The organism is Streptomyces albofaciens JCM 4342 (assembly GCF_008634025.1).
Lineage (GTDB): Bacteria > Actinomycetota > Actinomycetes > Streptomycetales > Streptomycetaceae > Streptomyces > Streptomyces albofaciens.
The window spans coordinates 2,311,909-2,332,496 of sequence record NZ_PDCM01000002.1 but is presented as its reverse complement, the minus strand read 5'-3'; the positions used below and the strand labels follow the sequence as shown (position 1 = coordinate 2,332,496).

Genomic DNA, 20,588 nt, shown 5'->3' with positions numbered 1-20,588 from the left:
GACAGTGAACCGGGTGCTTGTGGTCGATGACGAGCCGCAGATCGTACGGGCCCTCGTGATCAACCTGAAGGCGCGCAAGTACGAGGTCGACGCGGCCCCCGACGGCGCCACCGCCCTCAAGCTGGCCGCCGCCCGCCATCCCGACGTCATCGTCCTGGACCTGGGCCTGCCCGACATGGACGGCGTGGAGGTGATCAAGGGCCTGCGGGGCTGGACCCGGGTGCCGATCCTGGTGCTCTCGGCCCGGCAGACCTCGGACGAGAAGGTCGAGGCGCTGGACGCCGGGGCGGACGACTACGTGACCAAGCCGTTCGGGATGGACGAGCTGCTGGCCCGGCTGCGGGCCGCGGTGCGCCGGGCCGAGCCGACCGGGCCCGCCGAGGACGCGGTGGTCGTGGAGACCGAGGGTTTCACCGTCGACCTCGCCGCCAAGAAGGTCAACCGCGGCGGCCGGGACGTGCGCCTTACGCCGACCGAGTGGCATCTCCTGGAGGTCCTGGTCCGCAATACGGGTCGTCTCGTCAGCCAGAAGCAGCTCCTCCAGGAGGTGTGGGGCCCCTCCTACGGAACCGAGACCAACTACCTGCGCGTCTACATGGCACAGCTGCGCCGCAAGCTGGAGAGCGACCCCTCGCACCCCCGGCACTTCGTCACCGAGCCCGGCATGGGCTACCGCTTCGAGCAGTGATACGGATACCGGCACCCGGCGCGCGCCGGCCTCGGGCGCGGGTGTCCGGACCGTACGGACCGCGCCGGCCGTGAGCCGCGCGTCACCGGGCCGCACGGCGCGCTCCGCGGCCGTGATCCCGGCCCCCGTACACCGGTACGCTGGGTCCATGAGTGCTGGGACCCGATCCGAGAAGCCGGCAGGCCGGTTCCGCCGGATGCTCGACAGGCTGTCCTCCTCCGAGGAGGAGCTGGAGTCGGCCGAGCTGCGGCAGGACGCCGAGGACACCGGCTGTACCCGCATCTGCGACTGCGACGACCGGCAGATAGTCAAGGTCACCGGCACCCTGCGGCATGTGACGCTGCGGCCGCGCGCCGGTGTGCCCGCCCTGGAGGCGGAGCTGTTCGACGGCTCCGCCGCGCTGGACGTGGTGTGGCTGGGCCGGCGTGCGATCACCGGCATAGAGCCGGGCCGCAAGCTCATCGCCTCGGGCCGGATCTCCATGAGCCACGGACGCCGGGTGCTGTTCAATCCGAAATACGAACTCCGACCGCTCGGACAGGAGTAGCCGGTGACGTCTGACGACCGACCCACGCGAACCACCGGACCGGACGACGGGCCGGTCCAGGAGCAGGACGGCGCCGCCGACGGCAGAGCCGTCACCGAGGCGGCCCTCTTCGAGGCCTTCGGCGGCGTACGCGGCATGGTGGAGACCGTTCTGCCGGGTCTGCTGTTCGTCACGATCTACACGGTCAACAAGGACCTGCACATCTCGGCGATCGCCGCGCTGGCGGTCTCGCTGGTGCTGGCCGCCGCCCGCCTGGTGCGCAAGGACACCGTCAAGCACGCCTTCAGCGGCGTCTTCGGGGTGGCCTTCGGCGTGGTCTTCGCGATGATGACCGGCAACGCCAAGGACTTCTACCTGCCCGGCATGCTCTACACGCTGGGCCTGGGCGTCGCCTACATCGTCACCACGCTGGCCGGCGCGCCGCTGATCGGCCTGATCCTGGGGCCGGTGTTCAAGGAGAACCTCTCCTGGCGCACCCGCAACCCGGGCCGCAAGAAGGCGTACGCCAAGGCCAGCTGGGCCTGGGGCCTGATCCTGCTGGCCAAGTGCGCGATCCTCTTCCCGCTGTACTGGTGGGCGGACACCACCCACCTCGGCTGGGTGCTGATCGCGCTGAAGATCCCGCCGTTCCTGCTGGCGGTCTGGCTGACCTGGCTGTTCCTGGCCAAGGCGCCGGCGCCGATCGACGTCTTCGCCGAGATGGAGGCCAAGGAGAAGGCCGAGGAGGAGGCGAAGGCGGCGCGGGAGCGCGCGGCGCGGGAGACCGACGTCCTGGACGGGGTGGCCGCGGACCTCGCCAAGGACATCACGCCGCAGGCGCTGGCCGCCGAGCAGCCGGACCGCACGGGGCCCCGGCACCGCCGCTGAGCAGCGGAGGTACGGGGAAGGGCCGGGAACCACATGGTTCCCGGCCCTTCCCCGTATGGCTGCGCCGTCACGCCTCGCGGCGTACCGACAGCAGGTCCTCCAGCTGCTCCTCGCGCGACTGGGCCGCGACGAACAGCAGCTCGTCGCCCGCCTCCAGCGCGTCCTCCTTGTTCGGCGTGAGCACCCGGTTGCCCCGGATGATCGTGACCAGCGAGGTGTCCTCGGGCCACTGGACATCGCCGACCCGGGTGCCGGCCAGCGCCGCCTCCGGCGGCAGCGTCAGCTCCACGAGGTTGGCGTCGCCGTGGCTGAAGCGCAGCAGCCGTACGAGATCGCCGACGCTCACCGCCTCCTCGACCAGCGCCGACATCAGGCGCGGCGTGGAGACGGCGACGTCCACGCCCCACGCCTCGTTGAACAGCCACTCGTTCTTGGGGTTGTTCACGCGGGCCACCACCCGCGGCACGCCGTACTCGGTCTTGGCGAGCAGCGAGACGACCAGGTTGACCTTGTCGTCGCCGGTCGCCGCGATGACGACGTTGCAGCGCTGAAGCGCGGCCTCGTCCAGCGAGGTGATCTCGCAGGCGTCGGCCAGCAGCCACTCCGCCAGCGGCACCCGCTCGACCGAGATCGCCGTCGGCGCCTTGTCGATGAGCAGGATCTCGTGGCCGTTTTCCAGCAGCTCGCCCGCGATGGAGCGGCCCACCGCACCCGCGCCCGCGATCGCGACCCTCATGCGTGCGCCTCCTCGGGCCCTTCGGCGAACACCGCTTCCACCTTCTCGACCTCGTCGGTGCGCATCATCACGTGCACCAGGTCGCCTTCCTGCAACACGGTCTGCGAGGTCGGCAGCATCGCCTCGCCCAGGCGGGTGAGGAAGGCGACGCGGACGCCGGTCTCCTCCTGCAGCCTGCTGATCTTGTGACCCACCCAGGCCGGCGAGGTGTGCACCTCGGCCAGCTGGACGCCGCCGCTCGGGTCGCGCCACAGCGGCTCGGCCCCCGAGGGCAGCAGCCGGCGCAGCATCTGGTCGGCGGTCCAGCGCACGGTGGCCACCGTCGGGATGCCGAGGCGCTGGTAGACCTCGGCGCGGCGCGGGTCGTAGATGCGCGCCGCGACGTTCTCCACGCCGAACATCTCGCGGGCCACCCGGGCCGCGATGATGTTGGAGTTGTCGCCGCTGCTGACGGCGGCGAAGGCGCCCGCCTCCTCGATGCCGGCCTCGCGCAGGGTGTCCTGGTCGAAGCCGACCCCGGTCACCCGGCGGCCGCCGAAGGCGGAGCCCAGCCGGCGGAAGGCGGTGGGGTCCTGGTCGACCACCGCGATCGTATGACCCTGGCTCTCCAGGGTCTGTGCGAGCGCGGAACCCACCCGCCCGCACCCCATGATGACGATGTGCATCGGCCCCTACCTCGCACCTTTCCCTGTGCTGTGACGCCGGCTGCTTCGTACCTGGCGTGTTCGGCGACCACGCTACCTGGCATGGGAGCCGGTGCGGCCACGCGGTTCGCCCGCACGGCCGTCCTGGGCGTTAAGAACGTGACAAGAGAACATAAGCTTTGGGTAAGTTTCCTTGCGGTACGGGTGGAAACTTGTTCACCGATCATGGCGGCGGAGGTCGCGCACACTGCCCGGCGTGTCCGGGAGCGGCCCCCTTCGCCCAGTTCAGCGCCCTGCGGCCGGTCGCGGTCAGGTGCGTACGGGCCGTTCCGTACGGCACGCTGAGCGTCGTGTCCACCGTGCCTCAGGAGCCCCCGTACCATCCGGCCGCCCCTCATATGGTCGTCTGCGGCGACGACGCCCTCGCGCGCCGCCTCGCCGCCGAACTCAAGGACGTGTACCGGGAGCGGGTCACCCTCGTCGTCCCGTCCGCCAGAGAACCCCACCGGCCCCGCATCCCGCCGCCGCCCGGGCCCCTGGGGCGGGCCCAGGCGCTGCTCGGCCGGGTCTCGGCCGCCATGGTCCGTACGCCCTCCGGCCCGCCCGACGAGGCCGGGGGCGCCGAGGAGCCGCCCGACGAGCCGATACGGGTCCTGGAGGCGCCGGAGGCCGACGACGCCACGCTCACCGAGGCCGGCATCGGCACGGCGAACGCGCTCGCGCTGGTCTACGACGATGACGAGACCAACATCCACGCCGCGCTGCGCGCCCGGCGCCTGAACCCGCGGCTGCGGCTGGTGATCCGGCTCTACAACCGCAAACTCGGCCAGTACCTGGAGCAGTTGCTCGACCAGGCGGCGGCCGTCGGTGCCCTGGACACCGAGGGCGTCGACGCGTCCACCACGGTGCTGTCCGACGCCGACACCGTGGCGCCCGCGCTGGCGGCCACCGCCGTGGCGGGCACCAGCAAGGTCATCGAGGCCGACGGCCTGCTGCTGCGCGCCGTGGAGCGCGGCCCCGCCCAGGCCGCCACGCCCGGGCTGTGCCCGCTCGCCGTCCTGTCCGCGACGGCGGACCTGCCCGCCGACACGCCCGGGGGCGAGACCGGCCGGGCGGACGAGGGCCCCGCCGCCGACGAAGGCCCCGAGCTCCTCCCGGACGAGGCCACCGTCATGGCGGCGCCGGGGCGCGGCTCCGTCGTCCTGGAAACCGTCTCCTATACGGGCCGCCAGCAGCGCCCTGGCGGCCGAGGCGACCGGCAGCGCCAGGGACGGCATGGCGGCGTGGCCGCCCTGTGGCGCCGGGTCAGCCTGCCCGGCCCGGGCGTGCCGCTGGGCACCTTCTTCTCCCGCAGACTGCGCTGGTCGCTGGCCGGCGTCGTCGGCGCGGTCCTCGCACTGGCCGTCGCCTCCTCCGTAACCACCGGCGACTCCCCGCTGCACGCCGCCTACCTCTCGCTGCTCGACCTCTTCGCCATCAACGAACCGGCCCTCGGCGAGCCGGTCCCCCGCAAGGTGCTGCAACTGCTGTCCGGGCTCACCGGATTGCTGCTGCTGCCGGTCCTGGTGGCCGCCGCGCTGGAAGGCCTCGGCACCTTCCGCAACGCCTCCGCGCTGCGCCGGCCGCCGCGCGGGCTCTCCGGGCACGTGGTGCTGCTGGGGCTCGGCAAGGTCGGTACGCGGGTGCTGGCCCAGCTGCACGAGCTGGGCATCCCCGTGGTGTGTGTGGAAGCCGACCCGGAGGCGCGCGGCATCGCGCTGGCGCGCCGGCTGCGGGTGCCGACGGTAGTGGGGGACGTCACGCACGAAGGCGTACTGGAGGCGGCGAAAATCCAGCGCGCCCACGCCCTGCTGGCCCTCACCAGCGAGGACACCACCAATCTGGAGGCGGCGCTGTACGCCCGGTCGGTCAAGCCCCGGCTCCGGGTGACGCTGCGCCTGTTCGACGACCGCTTCGCCACCGCCGTCTACCGCACGCTGCGCGCCGCGTACCCCCAGGCCCGTACCCGCAGCCGCAGCGTCAGCTTCCTGGCCGCGCCCGCCTTCGCCGGCGCGATGATGGGCCGCCAGATCCTCGGCGCGATCCCCGTCGAGCGGCGGGTCCTGCTCGTCGCCCGGGTCGAGGCGCGCGGCCACGCCGCCCTGGAGGGCCGCCGGATCGCCGATGTCTTCCGGCCCGGCATGCTGCGCGTCCTGGCCGTGGACACCTCCGCGCCCGACGACGCACCGGACTCCGCGTCCGGCGCCGCCCCGGAAGCACCGGAGCGCGGCCGGGCCCGGCTGGTACGGGAGCTGGGCGACGCGTACGAACTGCGCCCCCAGGACCGCGTCCTGCTGGTGGCGACCCGCCAGGGGCTCGGCGAACTGGTCGCGCGGCGCCCGCGCCCGGCCGGGGCACCGTCGCAGGAGGCATAGCGATACAGGAGACATAGCGATATGGGCTGAATGCCGCGGAATGTTCCGCTGTGGGGCACCACTCCGGCACCGTACCGATTCCGGCCGCCCCGCCCCGTCCGGCAGGATGGACCCGCCCCGAAGGCCGGGGCCGGAGTAGGTGTGGCGACGAGGAGCGCGGACGGTGCAGCACGGCGGGATGTCCCCGGAATTCCTGGAGGGGTACACCACGCTCCTCGCCGAGGTGTCGGACACCGGGCGGCTGCCCCGGCGCGCCGAACTGGACGCGCTGCGCGAACTGGGGGAGCGGGCCGCCGAGTCGGGACACGGGCTGCGCGAGGCGGTCGGGCTCTTCCTGGGGGAGACGCGGCGGGTGTGGGGCACGCTGCCGGGGGTGGCGCGGGCCGCGGGCGCCGCGGAGCGGGCCCGTACCGGCGACGCCGTGCTGGGCGCGGTGGACGCCGCGATCGCCGCGTTCGGCGAGGGTCACGAACGCGCACAGCGGCTCGCCGTACGCCAGGAGGAGGCCGAGCGCCGCGAGTTCGTCGACGACCTCCTGTACGGGCGCAGCGACCTGGGACGGCTGGCCGAGCGCGCCGAGCGGTTCGGGCTGCGGCTGGCGCACGAGCACGCGGTCGCGGTGGCCGAGGGCGACGAGCCCTTCGACGACATCCACCCGGTCGCCCGCCGGGTCGAACGCGAACTGCTCGGCCGCTTCGGCGACCGCGACGTGCTGATCACCACCAAGGAGGGCCGGCTGGTCTGCGTCGGCGCGAGCCGCGAGCGCACGGTGCTGGACGCCTTCGCCACCTACGCGCGCTGGCCCGACGTGGGCCGCCCCGGCGCCCGGCGGGTGGCGCTCGGCCGGCCGCACTCCGGCGCCGGCGGCGTGGTCCGCTCGTACGAGGAGGCCCTCGGCGCGCTGGAGCTGGCCGAGCAGCTGGACCTGGACGAACCGGTGCTGCGCGCCGCCGACCTGCTGGTCTTCCCCGTGCTGCTGCGCGACCGGGCGGCCATGGCCGACCTCGTCCGTACGGTTCTCGGCCCGCTGACACAGTCGCGCGGCGGCGCCGGGCCGCTGCTGGAGACGATCGGCGCGCTCGCGGCGTCCGGATACGTGAACGCCGAGGCCGCCCGCCGCCTGAAGGTGAGCGTGCGCACCCTGTCGTACCGCCTGGAGCGCATCAAGTTCCTCACCGGCTACGACCCCTCCGACGGCCTCCAGCGCTTCACCCTGGAAACGGCGGCGATGGGCGCGCGGCTGCTCGGCTGGCCGGACAAGCCGCTGTAGGGCTCCGGGAACGGGCCGTGGCGGCCCGCCCCGGGGCCGGAATCCGGCCGTCCCCTCTACCCTCCGGCCACTCCCGCAAGCAAGACCACCGCCCGTTAACAGGACATCAGAAACGCGTAAAGATTGCCGGAATCCGGCAATGTGTGGCGCCCCCTCCCCTTGCCACCATCAAGGAACCGGCAGGAACACCGCGAACGGGAGACGGACGGCCATGGGCGACTTCGGGGCATTCACACGGGCCGCGCTCGCCTTCCCGGCCGTCCTGTTCACCTTCGCGCTGCTGGTGGTGGCCGCCTACTGGCTGCTGGTGCTGATCGGCGGGGCAGCCGTCGACATCCTCGACGGGGGTGAGGGTGTCGACGGTGGCGCCGCCGGACTGCCCGTGACGGTCACCCTCTCGCTCGGCGTCCTGATCGCCTGGGCCGGCTCCCTGACCGGTGCCGCGCTGACCGAGAGCCCACGGCTGCGCGCCGCCGCACTGGGCCTCTCGCTGTGCGCCGCCTGGCTCGGTGCCCACGCCGCGGCGCGCCTGGCCCGCCGCCTGCTGCCTGATGAACGGGTCGCCTCCCGCGACGACTTCGTCGGCCGGGTGTGCGTGATCCGCACCGGCCGGGTCACCGCCGACTTCGGCCAGGCCGAGGTGCGCGCCGACGACGGCGCGACGGCCGTCGTCCAGGTCCGTACGCAGGAGAGCGGGCTCACCGCCGGCAGCAGCGCGCTGATCTTCGATTACGACGCCGAGGGCGAGTTCTTCCGGGTCGCGCCCTTCGACGCCGCCGACGGACCCGCACGGCACGGGCGCCTGACGCCGACCACTTGAGCGCCGGGCCGGGCGGGGGAGGGGCGCCGTACCGACAGCCAGGGCCTGCTCCTGCAGCTGTCACCGCCCGGCTACAGCAAGACGACGCTCATGGAGTACGTGGCGGCCCGCCTCGGCCTCCTCCCGGTCAAGGTGGACAGCCCGGTCCTTCGGCCACCGCACCACCTCCCTCGACCCGCTCGCCGCCCGCGAGCGCGCCGACCTCGACCTGCTGGTCCGAATGGCCGAGGGCGACGACTGCGCGCGCGCCGACCGGCTCGCCCACCCCTACGGCACGGCCGATCTGCGCGAGATCGTCTCCGTACTGCGCGGGCTCCTGTACGTCCGCGCGGTCGCCCTCGGCGTCAACCGCGCCTACAACGCCTCCGCGGCCCAGGCGGACACCACCCACCGCGCCGCCGTTCCTGCTCCAGGGGGCGTACCGCGACACCGGCAAGATGGCGGCGCGCCTGGTCCCCGTGACGAACGACACCGAGCCGGCGTCGCTCGTCGACGATCACTACCAGAGCGAGGCGCGGACCCTCACCAACCGCGCCGAGGCGAACCTGCTGAAGCCGGCGGGGCTGCGCGGGCGCCTGGGCCCCGAGGCGGCACGGCGCTGGACCGAAGTCAAAGAGATACGGAGAACCCGGGGGCCGAAGTGATCAAGTGAGTGATCGAGAAGGGGCGGGCGGTCCGGCCCGTTAAGAAAGCGTAGAAATCCCGCGGCTCCGAACAGCGGTCTTTACGGCGGCGTGGAAATCGCCCGGCGTTAAGAAGTCGTAGAGAAGAAGAAGGGGGCCGGGGGCTTCGGCCCGCGCTGTGCTGGGACGATGAAACCGCTGGTGGCCGTGGGGCCCGCGGAAAACCGTCCCGGCATACGGGCCCATCGTCGCCGCCCGCACGGGTGGCGGGTGGGCGACCACCTTGACGAAGGCTTAGCATCCTCTGCGTGTCCAAACTGACCGACGTGCCCAAACGGATCCTTATCGGGCGCGCACTGCGCAGCGACAAACTGGGCGAGACCCTTCTCCCCAAGCGCATCGCGCTCCCCGTGTTCGCCTCCGACCCGCTCTCGTCCGTGGCCTACGCCCCGGGCGAGGTGCTGCTCGTCCTGTCCGTCGCGGGTGTGTCGGCGTACCACTTCAGCCCCTGGATCGCGCTCGCGGTCGTGGTGCTGATGTTCACGGTCGTGGCGTCCTACCGGCAGAACGTGCACGCCTACCCGAGCGGCGGCGGCGACTACGAGGTCGCCAACACCAACCTCGGGCCCAAGGCCGGGCTGACCGTCGCCAGCGCCCTGCTGGTCGACTACGTCCTGACCGTCGCCGTGTCCATCTCCTCCGGGGTGGAGAACCTCGGCTCGGCGATCCCCTTCGTCACCGAGCACAAGACGCTGTGCGCGATCGCCATGATCGTGCTGCTGACCCTGATGAACCTGCGCGGCGTCAAGGAGTCTGGCAAGCTCTTCGCGATCCCGACGTACATCTTCGTCGCCGGCGTCTTCATCATGATCATCTGGGGCGTGGTGCGCGGCGTGATCATGGGCGACACCATGAAGGCGCCCACCGCCGACTTCACCATCCACGCTGAACAGGGCGGCCTCGCCGGCTTCGCTCTCGTCTTCCTCCTGCTGCGCGCCTTCTCCTCCGGCTGCGCCGCGCTCACCGGTGTCGAGGCGATCTCCAACGGCGTCCCCGCCTTCCGCAAGCCCAAGTCCAAGAACGCCGCCACCACCCTGGCCCTGATGGGCGGCCTGGCCGTCACCATGTTCTGCGGCATCATCGGCCTGGCCATGGCGACCAACGTGAAGATGGCGGAGACCCCGGCCACGGACCTGCTGCACAACGGCGTCCCGGTCGGCCCCGGCTACACCCAGAACCCGGTCATCTCGCAGGTCGCCGCCGCGGTCTTCGGTGACGGCACGTTCTTCTTCGTCGTGCTCGCCGCCGCCACCGCCCTGGTCCTCTTCCTCGCGGCCAACACCGCGTACAACGGCTTCCCGCTGCTCGGCTCGATCCTCGCCCAGGACCGCTACCTGCCGCGCCAGCTGCACACCCGCGGCGACCGGCTGGCCTTTTCCAACGGCATCGTGCTGCTGGCCGGCGCGGCCATCGTCCTCGTCTACATCTACGGCGCGGACTCCACCCGCCTGATCCAGCTCTACATCGTCGGCGTCTTCGTCTCCTTCACCCTCAGCCAGGTCGGCATGGTCCGCCACTGGAACCGCCACCTGCTGACCGAGAAGGACCCGGCCAAGCGCCGCCGGATGCACCGCTCCCGCGCGATCAACGCCTTCGGCGCCACCCTCACCGGCCTGGTGCTGGTCGTCGTGCTGCTGACGAAGTTCAGCCACGGCGCCTGGGTCGCCGTCCTCGGCATGGTCATCTTCTACGCCACCATGACCGCGATCCGCCGCCACTACGACCGGGTCGCCGAGGAGATCGCCGCCGAGGACGTACCGGGCGACGAGGCGGTACGCCCGTCCCGCGTGCACTCGATCGTCCTCGTCTCCAAGGTCCACAAGCCCACCCTCCGCGCCCTCAGCTACGCCAAGCTGATGCGCTCGGACACCCTGGAGGCGGTCAGCGTCGACGTGGACGCCGCCGAGACCAAGGCCCTCAAGGGCGAGTGGGAGCGCCGCAACCTCGACGTCCCCCTGAAGGTCCTCGCCTCCCCCTACCGCGAGATCACCCGCCCCATCATCGACTACGTCAAGTCCCTGCGCCGCGAGAGCCCGCGCGACGCCGTCTCCGTCTACATCCCCGAGTACGTCGTCGGCCACTGGTACGAACACCTCCTCCACAACCAGAGCGCCCTCCGCCTCAAGGGCCGCCTCCTGTTCACCCCCGGCGTGATGGTCACCTCCGTCCCCTGGCAGCTCGACTCCTCCGAGGCCGCCAAGCGCCGCGCCCGCAAGCGCGCGGAGTGGAACGCGCCGGGTGCCGTACGGCGGGGCCCGGTGGCACAGCCGAAGAAGGAGAAGGCGGCCACACGGAAGTAACCGCGCGCCGCACCGCCCCGGGGCCCGGGCCTGCCATCCGGCGGGTCCGGGCCCCGGTGCTTCCGCTTGCCCCATTCCGGGCCCCGGGCTTCCGTTCGTCCCGTCCGGTTCGGACTCCGCCCGCTCGCTCCCTCCGGTTCGGACCCCGCCCGTACGCCCCGTCCGGTTCGGAGTCCACCCGCTCGCCCCGTAGACTTGCAGGTCGGCATCCGCCGCCCCGTACCCCTCCCGCCACCCCCCAGGAGCTCCCCCACCATGCAGACCGAACCCAAGAAGTCGCTGGTAGGCGAGGAGTACGAGGTCGAGGTCGGCCGTGTCGCACACGGCGGCCACTGCATCGCCCGTACGGACGAAGGCCAGGTCCTCTTCGTACGGCACGCCCTCCCCGGCGAACGCGTCATCGCCCGCGTCACCGACGGCGACGAGGGCGACCGGTTCCTCCGCACCGACGCCGTCGAGATCCTCACCCCCTCGAAGGACCGCGTCGAGGCCCCCTGCCCCTTCTCCGGGCCCGGCAAGTGCGGCGGCTGCGACTGGCAGCACGCCGCCCCCGGCGCCCAGCGCCGCCTGAAGGCCGACGTGATCACCGAGCAGCTGTCCCGCCTGGCCGGCCTCACCCCCGAAGAGGCCCGCTGGGACGGCACCGTCGAACCGGCCCCCGGCGACAAGGTCCCCAAGGGCGAGGTCCCGGCCTGGCGCACCCGCGTCCAGTACGCCATCGACGCCGAAGGCCACGTGGGCCTGCGCAAGCACCGCTCCCACGACATCCAGCCCATCGACCACTGCCTGATCGCGGCCCCGGGCGTCTCGGAACTCGGCATCGAAAAGCGCGACTGGCCCCAGATCGCCACCGTCGAGGCCATCGCCGCCACCGGCTCCCACGACCGCCAGGTCGTCCTGACCCCCCGCCCCGGCGGCCGCCTCCCCATCGTCGACCTCGACAAGCCCGTCTCCGTCCTCCGTGTCAACGAAAAGGACGGCGGCATCCACCGCGTCCACGGCCGCCCCTTCGTCCGCGAACGCGCCGCCGACCGCACCTGGCGCGTGGCCAACAGCGGCTTCTGGCAGGTCCACCCCAAGGCCGCCGACCTCCTGGTGGAGGCCGTCATGCAGGGCCTGATGCCGAAGAAGGGCGACATGGCCCTCGACCTGTACTGCGGCGTCGGCCTTTTCGCGGGCGCACTGGCCGAACGCGTCGGTGAAAAGGGCGCCGTCCTGGGGATCGAGAGCAGCAAGCGGGCGGTGGAGGACGCCCGTCGCAACGTGCAGGACCTGGACCGTGTGCGGATCGAACACGGAAAGGTCGAGCAGGTACTTCCGCGTACCGGGATCTCGGACGTGGACCTGATCGTCCTGGACCCGCCGCGGGCGGGGGCGGGGCGGGGGACGGTCGCTCATCTGGCTTCGTTGGGGGCCCGGCGTATTGCTTATGTGGCGTGCGATCCGGCGGCGCTGGCGCGGGATGTGAAGTACTTCGGGGGGGAGGGGTATGTGCCGCGGAGGATGCGGGCGTTTGATTTGTTTCCGGTTACGCATCATGTGGAGTGCGTGGTGATTTTGGAGAAGGCCGCTAAGGGCTCCTGAACTGCGACTCCGCGCGTGCGCATCATGTGCGGTGCGGGCGTTGCGGGCGATGTTCCGACGTTGAAATGACGCTTGTGACGCTCATTCGACGCTCGTCCTGATGAGCATCGCCTGACTGATCGTGCGGGTCACGCTGGTTGGGAGGCGCGCTGCCGAGAGGCAGGTCCGCCGGAAGTCGGTGAGAATTCGGCCGGGTTCCGGCGCCGCTGATCGCGGCGACAGGCGCGCTGCCGTCGTACCTCGGTGGGCCGGGCGTTTGGCGTGACAGGTGATCAATAGGTGGGGCGTGCACGCGCGTTGATCCGTCCACGAGTTGGCCGCCTGCTACCCGAACGCGCCCGCGGTACCGGGCCCTGCGAGTCGGCACGAACCGGCTCGTCCACCCAAGGCGCAGGCTTTGGCCGCATACCTTTGCCGACGCTAAGGTATGCCGCCGTACTCGGCGGATCGCTTCCTTGAAGAAGGTGGGATGGGGCTCATGGACGCGGGCCACGCGGAGCTGGTTGTCGCGGCGCAGGCCGGTGACGATCGGGCGCGCGAGAAGTTGATCGCCGCGTACCTGCCGTTGCTCTACAACATCGTCGGGCGAGCGCTGAGCGGACATGCCGACGTGGACGACGTCGTCCAGGAGACCCTGCTGCGCGTGGTGCGCGACCTGCCCGACCTGCGTGCCCCGGAAAGCTTCCGGTCCTGGCTGGTGTCGATCACGCTCCGTCAGATCAATACCCACCGGTACCGGCAACGCAGCCTCGCCGACCGGACCACGGTCATTGACGAGGCACTCCGGACACCGCGCGCCGGCGCCGCGCTTGAGGACGTGACGATCCTGCGTCTGCACATGTCGGACGAGCGCCGTCAGGTGGTCGAAGCCGGCCGGTGGCTCGACCCGGACCACCGGGTGCTGCTGTCGCTGTGGTGGCAGGAATGCGCCAGTTTGCTGAGCCGTCAGGACATCGCCGACGCGCTGGGGCTCAGTGCCGCCCACGCCGGGGTACGCCTGCAACGCATGCGTGAGCAGCTGGAACTGAGCCGGGCGATCGTTGCCGCGCTGGCGGCGGACCCGCGCTGTCCGCAGCTGAACGAGACCGTCGTCGGCTGGGACGGTCTCCATACATCCGTGTGGCGCAAGCGGATCGCGCGGCACATCCGCGACTGCCGGACCTGCACGACGACAGAACGGGTTCCGGCCGAACTGCTGCTTCTCGACATCGCGCCGCTGGCCGTCCCGGCCGCACTCCTCGCGGCGTTGGCCGCCAAGGGCCTGTTGTCGGGTACGGCTGCTGCGGGCGCCGCCGGGCTGGCCGCGGCCCCCGTCACCGTCGGCACGGCGACGGGCGGAAGCAGTCTGCACGGCTCGCTGATCGGCAAACTGCACGTGGTGACCGCTCATCCGGTGGTGAGCCTCGCCACCGGCGCGGTGCTCATCGCCGGGACCGCGACCTACGCGGCCTGGCCCGAACCGGCGCCCCGGACGCCTGCCGTCACCGCCGCTCCCACGGTCGGTACCCCCACGCCGATCCCGTCGCGTACCCCTACGCCGACTCCGTCGCGCACCACCACGTCGCCCAGACCGTCCCCGGCGAGTCCGTCCGCCGTCGCAGGAACGGTTCCGCTGGGCGCACAGTCGCTGGAGTCCGTGGACCGACCCGGCCTGTTCGTCACGTATGCCGGTGACTTCGCGACACTCGGCGGCCGAGTCTCCGCGCCCAGCGGCGCGCAGGCACGACAACGGGTCACCTTCACGGTCGTCGGGGGACTGGCCGACCCACGGTGCGTCACGCTCCGCGCCGCGGACGGCCGGTACCTTCGCCATCAGTACCTGCGGCTACGGCTGAGTACCGACGACGGCAGCGAACTGTTCCGTGAAGACGCCACCTTCTGTCCGCGCCCCGGGTCGGTCGCCGGGTCGGTGACCCTGCACGCGCACAACTATCCCGGGTCGGTCCTCCGGCACCGCGACGGTGGCATCTGGCTCGATGGCTCCGACGGCACTCGGGCCTTCGCCGGGCAGGCTTCCTTCATCACGCGCGGGGCCCGGGCCTGAGAACCGCTCCTTGAGCATCCCGGGCCGGGTCGCTCGGTGACCGGTGATCCCGCAGCAACGAGCCCGCGCCACGTCTTTCTCCGCCCCGCAGTGAGCCGAGCGCCGCGCCGATTCCAGGTTCGGTGTTCGGTCCGCATTTCATCGACGGCTGCCTCGCCGTGACAGGTCTGAAGTCTGACCGGTCTGAAGGCTGATCGGCCTGGCCGCCACCGACGCCACTCCAGAACCTCCACTGTTGATCACTGCGGCGCGCCCTCCCCACGGGGACGACCAGACGACGGGGCCCCGCATAACGCTTTCTGTCTGCGAGATGCATCACCGGGCAATCGTCCGGGCGGCACGGCTTTTCTGTTACGGGACCGCGAGTTCGAAAGCCTCCACTTCAGGGTTGACCTTCCCGCCGCTCACCATGACGTGCCGGCGTGGCGGGTCTCCCCACATCCCTGTTGACGCATCCCCTGAAGAAAGCGGCTCCCATGACGCGACACACCCACGAACCCCGGGTGACCGGCAGACAGGAACGGCCCCACGTCCTGCACCGCACCCACCCCGCGGCAGACCAGACCGCACCGGCCGGTGAGTGCACGCTCACGGCGCCCCGGATGACCCGCGACCCCCGAGGAGAATCGTGAAGGGCCTGCACCGGCTCCGCCGGAGCCGCCGGACACTGACGGTAGGACTGTCGGCCGCGGCGGTGATGGCCGGAGTCGTGACGCTCCTCCCCAGCTCCGCCGGAGCCGCGGCCTTGAGCACGCAGGCGGCCCCCTCGGGCAGGTACTTCGGTACGGCCGTGGCTGCCGGAAGGCTCGGCGACCCGACGTACTCCACGATTCTCGACCGGGAGTTCAACATGATCACCCCGGAGAACGAGATGAAGTGGGACGCCACCGAACCCTCCCGCGGCACCTTCACCTTCGGCCCGGCCGACCGGATCGTGGGCCACGCCACCGCGCACAGGCAGCGGGTACGCGGCCACGCCCTGGTCTGGTACAAACAGCTGCCCGGCTGGGTGAAGTCGATCACCGACGCCAACACCCTGCGCAGCGCGATGAAGCACCACATCACCACCGAGATGAACCACTTCAAGGGCAAGATCTACGCCTGGGACGTGGTCAACGAAGCCTTCGCCGACGGCTCCTCCCAGCACCGCAGTTCGAAGTTCCAGGACCTGCTGGGCGACGGCCACATCGAGGAAGCGTTCCGCACCGCCCGTGCGGCCGACTCCTCGGCCAAGCTCTGCTACAACGACTACAACATCGAGAACTGGTCGGACGCCAAGACCCAGGGCGTCTACCGCATGGTCAAGGACTTCAAGTCCCGCGGCGTGCCCATCGACTGCGTAGGGTTCCAGAGCCACTTCCAAGCGGGCGGCCCGCCGGCGAGCTTCAAGACCACCCTGGCCGCCTTCGCCGCCCTGGGCGTCGACGTCCAGATCACCGAACTGGACATCGCCCAGGCACCACCCGTCCACTACGCGAACACGGTCAGAGCCTGCCTGGCCGTGGCCCGGTGCACCGGCATCACGGTGTGGGGCATCCGTGACAGCGACTCCTGGCGCCGCGACGAGCGCCCCCTGCTGTTCGACGACAACGGCAGGCCGAAGCCCGCGTACACCGCCGTCATGAACGCTCTCCATTCCGGCTCCGGTACGCCCCCGGCCAAGCCGGCCGACGGTACCGGGGAGATCAAGGGCGTGGCCTCCGGCCGCTGTATCGACATCCCCGACTCCGTCACCGCCAACGGCACCCCGGCGCAACTGTGGGACTGCAGCGGACGGGCCAACCAGCGCTGGACCTACACCGCCGCGAAGCAGTTGAAGGTCCACGGCAACAAGTGTCTGGACGCCAAGAACAAGGGCACCACCGACGGCACCCCGTTGGTCCTCTGGGACTGCAACGGCGGCGCCAACCAGCAGTGGAACATCAACACCAACGGCACGATCACCGGCGTCCAGTCCGGGCTGTGCCTCGACGCCGTCGGCGCGGCCACCGCGAACGGCACCAAGATCCAGTTGTACGCCTGCGCACCCGTCAACAACCAGAAGTGGACCGCCCCGTCCGGGACGGCGGGCAGCGGTACGTGTGCTCTCCCCTCGACGTACAAGTGGAAATCGACGGGTGCCCTCGCACAGCCCTCGAACGGGTGGGCCGCGGTGAAGGACTTCACCAACGTGGTGCACAACGGCAAGCACCTGGTCTACGCGTCGAGCGCGTCCGGAACCTCGTACGGCTCGATGGCCTTCAGCCCCTTCACGAACTGGTCGGACATGGCGTCGGCCGGCCAGACCGCCATGAAACAGGACGCGGTGGCGCCCACACTGTTCTACTTCGCACCCAAGAGGATCTGGGTGCTGGCGTCCCAGTGGGGTGCGTGGCCCTTCAGCTACCGCACGTCGAGCGACCCCACCGACCCGAACGGCTGGTCCGCGCCCCGTCCGCTGTTCACCGGCAGCATCCCCCGCACCGATTCCCCCACCGGCCCGATCGACCAGACCCTGATCGCCGACGGCCGGAACATGTACCTGTTCTTCGCCGGTGACAACGGCAAGATCTACCGGGCGAGCATGCCGATCGGGAATTTCCCGGGCAACTTCGGCTCCTCGTACACGACGGTCATGAGCGACGCGCCGGACAAGCTGTTCGAGGCGCCGCAGGTCTACAAGGTCCAGGGCCAGAACCAGTACCTCATGATCGTCGAGGCGAAGGGCGCGCATGAGACGCGCTACTTCCGTTCCTTCACGGCCTCCAGCCTGAGCGGTACGTGGACCCCGCAGGCCGTCGGCGAAAGCAACCCCTTCGCGGGCAAGGCCAACAGCGGTGCCACCTGGACCAACGACATCAGCCACGGTGACCTGGTCCGCAACAACCCCGACCAGACCATGACCGTCGATCCCTGCAACCTGCAGTTCCTCTACCAGGGCAAGTCCCCCACAGCGGGCGGCCCCTACGACCGGCGCCCGTACCGGCCGGGTGTCCTCACCCTGCAGCGCTGATCCGCCCGATCCACGGTGATATGCAAGGAGAACACCTCCCCATGAAGAACCCCACGGACGGTGGGCGCCGCGGGCGTCACCGCCGTCGCAGAACCGCGACCGGTCTGCTGCTCGGCGTGCCGGCCGCCGCCGTGCCGTACCTCCTGTTCACCCAAGAGGACTCCCTGGCCGCGACGATCGACTCCGGTGCCTACTACAGGCTGGTCTCCGTGCGCAGCGGCAAGGTGATGGACGTCAACGCCTTCTCCACCGCCGACGGCACCCGCATCCAGCAGTGGACCGACCAGAACACCGCCAACCAGCAGTGGAAACTGAGGCCCACCGGGGACGGCTACTACGAACTCGTGAACCGCAACAGCGGCAAGGTGCTGGGCATAGCGGGCGGCTCGACCGCCCGGTCGGCTGCCGCCGAGCAGCAGACCGACAGCTCCTCCGCCTCCCAGGAGTGGCGGATCGACGACGTGAGCGGCTCCGGCGCCGTCACCTTCACCTCCCGCAAGAGCCGCCAGGTCCTGGACGTCTCCGGAGGCGCCACGGCCCAGGGCGCGGCGGTCGTCCAGTATCCCGGCAGGGGCAGCACCAACCAGCAGTGGAAGCTGGTGAAGGTGACCGACAGCCAGGAGGCCGCGGCCGGACTGTACAAGTGGAGGAACGCCCAGGTGGTCGGTGGCGGTTACGTCACCGGCCTGGTGTTCAACCCACGGGAGAAGGGTCTGCTGTACGCGCGCACCGACATGGGCGGCGCCTACCGCTGGGACACCGCGGCCGAGCAGTGGATCCCGCTCACGGACTGGCTCGGCGAGAAGGACTGGAACCTGCTGGGCGTCGACGCGCTGGCCACCGACCCCGTAGACCCCGACCGGCTCTACCTCGCGACGGGCACCTACACCAACAACTGGGCCGGCAACGGCGCGATCCTGCGCTCCACCGACCGGGGCCGCACCTTCCAGCGCACCGATCTGCCGTTCAAGCTGGGCGGCAACGAGGACGGCCGCGGGGCGGGCGAACGGCTCGTGATCGATCCCTCGGACAACCGCACCCTGCTGCTGGGCACCCGTAAGAACGGCCTGTGGCGCAGCACCGACCACGGGGCGACATGGCGGCAGGTCTCCTCGTTCCCGGTCAAGGACGGGGCGGGCAGCGGTGCGGGCATCTCCTTCGTGACGTACGGGCCGGCCGGCAGCAACACGGTCTACGTCGGCGTCGCGGACAGGTCCGCCTCCCTCTACCGCTCCACCGACGGGGGCAGCACCTGGAAGGCCGTCTCCGGGCAACCCACCGGCCAATTGCCCCAGCACGGCGTGCTCTCCGGTGACGGTTCGCTGTACCTGACGTACACCGACAACCTCGGACCCAACGGTGTGACGGCGGGCTCGGTGTGGAAGTACACCTCGGCAGGCGGCTCGTGGAAGAACATCTCCCCGTCCCGGGGCTCCTACGGCTTCTCCGGCCTGGCCGTCGACCCGCGCAAACCGTCCACGGTGATGGTCACCACCCTCGGTCGCTGGTGGCCCGAGGACGAAATCTACCGCAGCACCGACGGCGGCACGACATGGAAGGCACTGGCCGGGAAATCGGTACGGAACGCCTCCGCCGCTCCGTACATCGGCACCCATACCGGGCACTGGATGACCGCCCTGGCCATCGACCCCTTCGACTCCGGGCACGCGCTGTACGGCACCGGCAACGGCATCTGGCGCAGCAAGGACGCCGACGCCACCGACAGCGGCGGCACCAGCCACTGGACCGTGGGCGCGCGCGGCCTGGAGGAGACCGCGCTGATGGACGCGATCGCCCCGCCCGGCGGTGCCACCGTCCTCACCGCCATGGGCGACCAGGGCGGCTTCCGCCACGACGACCTGACCAAGGTGCCCGCCGGGCGGATGAACAACCCGATGATGACCAACAGCACCGACATCGACTTCGCCCAGGCCAACCCCTCAGTGATGGTCCGTGTCGGCCGTGGCGGCGCGCAGGACGGCGCCTACTCCACCGACGGCGGCAACAGCTGGACCGGCTTCCGGTCGGAGCCGGTGGCCGGCGCCGACAGTGGCCATGTCGCGCTCGCGGCGGACGGCTCGACCATCGTGTGGACCGAGGCCGGCCAGGTCCCGTACCGCTCGACCGACAAGGGGGCGAGCTGGTCGAAGGCCGGTGGCCTGGGCGCCGGCGCCGTGGTCGTCGCCGACCGCTCCTCGGCCGGGACGTTCTACTCGCTGGCCGGCGGCACGCTCTACGCCAGCACCGACGGCGGAGCGACCTTCACCGCCCGGGCCGTCGGCCTTCCCGCCGCCGGCCGGCTCAAGGCCGTCCCCGGCGTCGCGGGAGACCTGTGGATCGCCGGTGGTGATCAAGGGCTGCTGCACTCCACCGACGGCGGCCGCACCTTCGCCAGGCTCACCACGGTGCAGTCCGCCGCGGCCCTCGGCTTCGGCAAGGCCGCACCGGGCGCCTCCTACCAGACCCTGTACATGATCGGCACCGTCAAGGACGTCAGCGGGGTCTTCCGCTCCACCGACAAGGGCGCCACCTGGCTCCGGGTCAACGACGACGACCACCGGTGGGGCAGCATCGGCGGCGTCGGCGTCATCACCGGTGACCCCGACACCTTCGGCCGCGTCTACGTCGGCACCAACGGACGCGGCCTCCAGTACGGCGACCCGTCCTGACCCCGACGCCAGAGCGGACGCACATTCGACACATGAGCTGACGCGCTGACAGCAGTGGACAGCCGCCCTCCTGGCCCATGCGACATCTCGGCCGGAGGGCGGCTTTCTATGTGGAGCGGCATCTCTTGCGGTGGGCGGGCTGATGGTCTCTCGGGCGGGCGGGTGGCACGGCCGCGGGGCTGGGCGAGGAGCATCGCCCTTTCGTGCCGCTCCGTCCGATGGGCTCCGGCAGTCGACACGGACCAGTACGGGCGACAAGCATGGGCGACAATAAAGGGACCGCGGAGCGCACCTCATCGGTGTCACCGAGGTGGCGGGGTGGGGCTTCCG

General features: G+C 71.1%; 13 protein-coding genes and 1 pseudogene. 12 read left to right on the top strand and 2 right to left on the bottom strand.

The window, feature by feature from the left end:
• The first annotated feature begins 4 nt into the window (after positions 1–4).
• From CP973_RS30130 to CP973_RS30120, 3 genes are all read left to right on the top strand, one after another.
• A complete protein-coding gene (locus CP973_RS30130; protein ID WP_150247030.1) occupies positions 5–688 on the top strand; it encodes a response regulator in 684 nt (227 codons plus the stop codon).
• A 148-nt stretch (positions 689–836) separates the two neighbouring features.
• Positions 837–1,235, top strand: coding sequence for an OB-fold nucleic acid binding domain-containing protein (locus CP973_RS30125; RefSeq protein ID WP_078575270.1), 399 nt, complete (start codon positions 837–839; stop codon positions 1,233–1,235).
• 3 nt (positions 1,236–1,238) lie between these two features.
• Positions 1,239–2,102, top strand: coding sequence for a DUF3159 domain-containing protein (locus tag CP973_RS30120; RefSeq protein ID WP_150247029.1), 864 nt, complete (start codon positions 1,239–1,241; stop codon positions 2,100–2,102).
• Between the two features lie 67 nt (positions 2,103–2,169).
• On the opposite strand, the gene CP973_RS30115 is transcribed toward CP973_RS30120, so the two are convergent.
• A complete protein-coding gene (locus CP973_RS30115) occupies positions 2,170–2,838 on the bottom strand; it encodes a potassium channel family protein (RefSeq protein WP_003982514.1) in 669 nt (222 codons plus the stop codon).
• Positions 2,835–3,503 carry a potassium channel family protein gene (locus tag CP973_RS30110; RefSeq protein WP_030375903.1) on the bottom strand — a complete coding sequence of 223 codons (669 nt, stop codon included), beginning with the start codon at positions 3,501–3,503 and terminating at the stop codon, positions 2,835–2,837. Before CP973_RS30110 ends, CP973_RS30115 begins: the two co-directional genes overlap by 4 nt.
• Before the next feature lie 377 nt (positions 3,504–3,880).
• Between CP973_RS30110 and CP973_RS30105 the strand changes: the two genes are divergently transcribed.
• From CP973_RS30105 to CP973_RS30065, 9 genes and pseudogenes are all read left to right on the top strand, one after another.
• A complete protein-coding gene (locus tag CP973_RS30105) occupies positions 3,881–5,896 on the top strand; it encodes an NAD(P)-binding protein (protein ID WP_150250492.1) in 2,016 nt (671 codons plus the stop codon).
• Between the two features lie 178 nt (positions 5,897–6,074).
• The gene (locus tag CP973_RS30100) at positions 6,075–7,166 is read left to right on the top strand and encodes a PucR family transcriptional regulator (RefSeq protein ID WP_208853412.1); all 1,092 of its coding nucleotides are present in this window, start codon (positions 6,075–6,077) and stop codon (positions 7,164–7,166) included.
• A 211-nt stretch (positions 7,167–7,377) separates the two neighbouring features.
• Positions 7,378–7,986, top strand: a complete 609-nt coding sequence (locus tag CP973_RS30095) for a hypothetical protein (RefSeq protein ID WP_150247027.1) — start codon at positions 7,378–7,380, stop codon at positions 7,984–7,986.
• A 6-nt stretch (positions 7,987–7,992) separates the two neighbouring features.
• Positions 7,993–8,630, top strand: a pseudogene (locus tag CP973_RS41175) (hypothetical protein); the annotation flags it as partial.
• A 287-nt stretch (positions 8,631–8,917) separates the two neighbouring features.
• Complete coding sequence (locus CP973_RS30085; RefSeq protein ID WP_150247026.1) at positions 8,918–10,969, top strand: APC family permease; 2,052 nt, start codon at positions 8,918–8,920, stop codon at positions 10,967–10,969.
• A gap of 255 nt (positions 10,970–11,224) precedes the next feature.
• A complete protein-coding gene (locus CP973_RS30080) occupies positions 11,225–12,553 on the top strand; it encodes a class I SAM-dependent RNA methyltransferase (protein WP_150247025.1) in 1,329 nt (442 codons plus the stop codon).
• A gap of 469 nt (positions 12,554–13,022) precedes the next feature.
• Positions 13,023–14,597, top strand: coding sequence for a sigma-70 family RNA polymerase sigma factor (locus CP973_RS30075; RefSeq protein WP_244410109.1), 1,575 nt, complete (start codon positions 13,023–13,025; stop codon positions 14,595–14,597).
• A 628-nt stretch (positions 14,598–15,225) separates the two neighbouring features.
• A complete protein-coding gene (locus CP973_RS30070; RefSeq protein ID WP_150247024.1) occupies positions 15,226–17,589 on the top strand; it encodes a non-reducing end alpha-L-arabinofuranosidase family hydrolase in 2,364 nt (787 codons plus the stop codon).
• A gap of 41 nt (positions 17,590–17,630) precedes the next feature.
• Positions 17,631–20,258, top strand: coding sequence for an RICIN domain-containing protein (locus tag CP973_RS30065; RefSeq protein ID WP_150247023.1), 2,628 nt, complete (start codon positions 17,631–17,633; stop codon positions 20,256–20,258).
• Positions 20,259–20,588: the final 330 nt, after the last annotated feature.

What these genes read in the sequence shown, in the direction of transcription:
- CP973_RS30065 (WP_150247023.1), top strand. Translation starts at nt 17,631, where the DNA reads ATGAAGAACCCCACGGACGGTGGGCGCCGCGGGCGTCACCGCCGTCGC.
- CP973_RS30125 (WP_078575270.1), top strand. Translation starts at nt 837, where the DNA reads ATGAGTGCTGGGACCCGATCCGAGAAGCCGGCAGGCCGGTTCCGCCGG.
- CP973_RS30105 (WP_150250492.1), top strand. Translation starts at nt 3,881, where the DNA reads ATGGTCGTCTGCGGCGACGACGCCCTCGCGCGCCGCCTCGCCGCCGAA.
- CP973_RS30095 (WP_150247027.1), top strand. Translation starts at nt 7,378, where the DNA reads ATGGGCGACTTCGGGGCATTCACACGGGCCGCGCTCGCCTTCCCGGCC.
- CP973_RS30115 (WP_003982514.1), bottom strand. Translation starts at nt 2,838, where the DNA reads ATGAGGGTCGCGATCGCGGGCGCGGGTGCGGTGGGCCGCTCCATCGCG.
- CP973_RS30110 (WP_030375903.1), bottom strand. Translation starts at nt 3,503, where the DNA reads ATGCACATCGTCATCATGGGGTGCGGGCGGGTGGGTTCCGCGCTCGCA.
- CP973_RS30080 (WP_150247025.1), top strand. Translation starts at nt 11,225, where the DNA reads ATGCAGACCGAACCCAAGAAGTCGCTGGTAGGCGAGGAGTACGAGGTC.
- CP973_RS30075 (WP_244410109.1), top strand. Translation starts at nt 13,023, where the DNA reads ATGGGGCTCATGGACGCGGGCCACGCGGAGCTGGTTGTCGCGGCGCAG.
- CP973_RS30100 (WP_208853412.1), top strand. Translation starts at nt 6,075, where the DNA reads ATGTCCCCGGAATTCCTGGAGGGGTACACCACGCTCCTCGCCGAGGTG.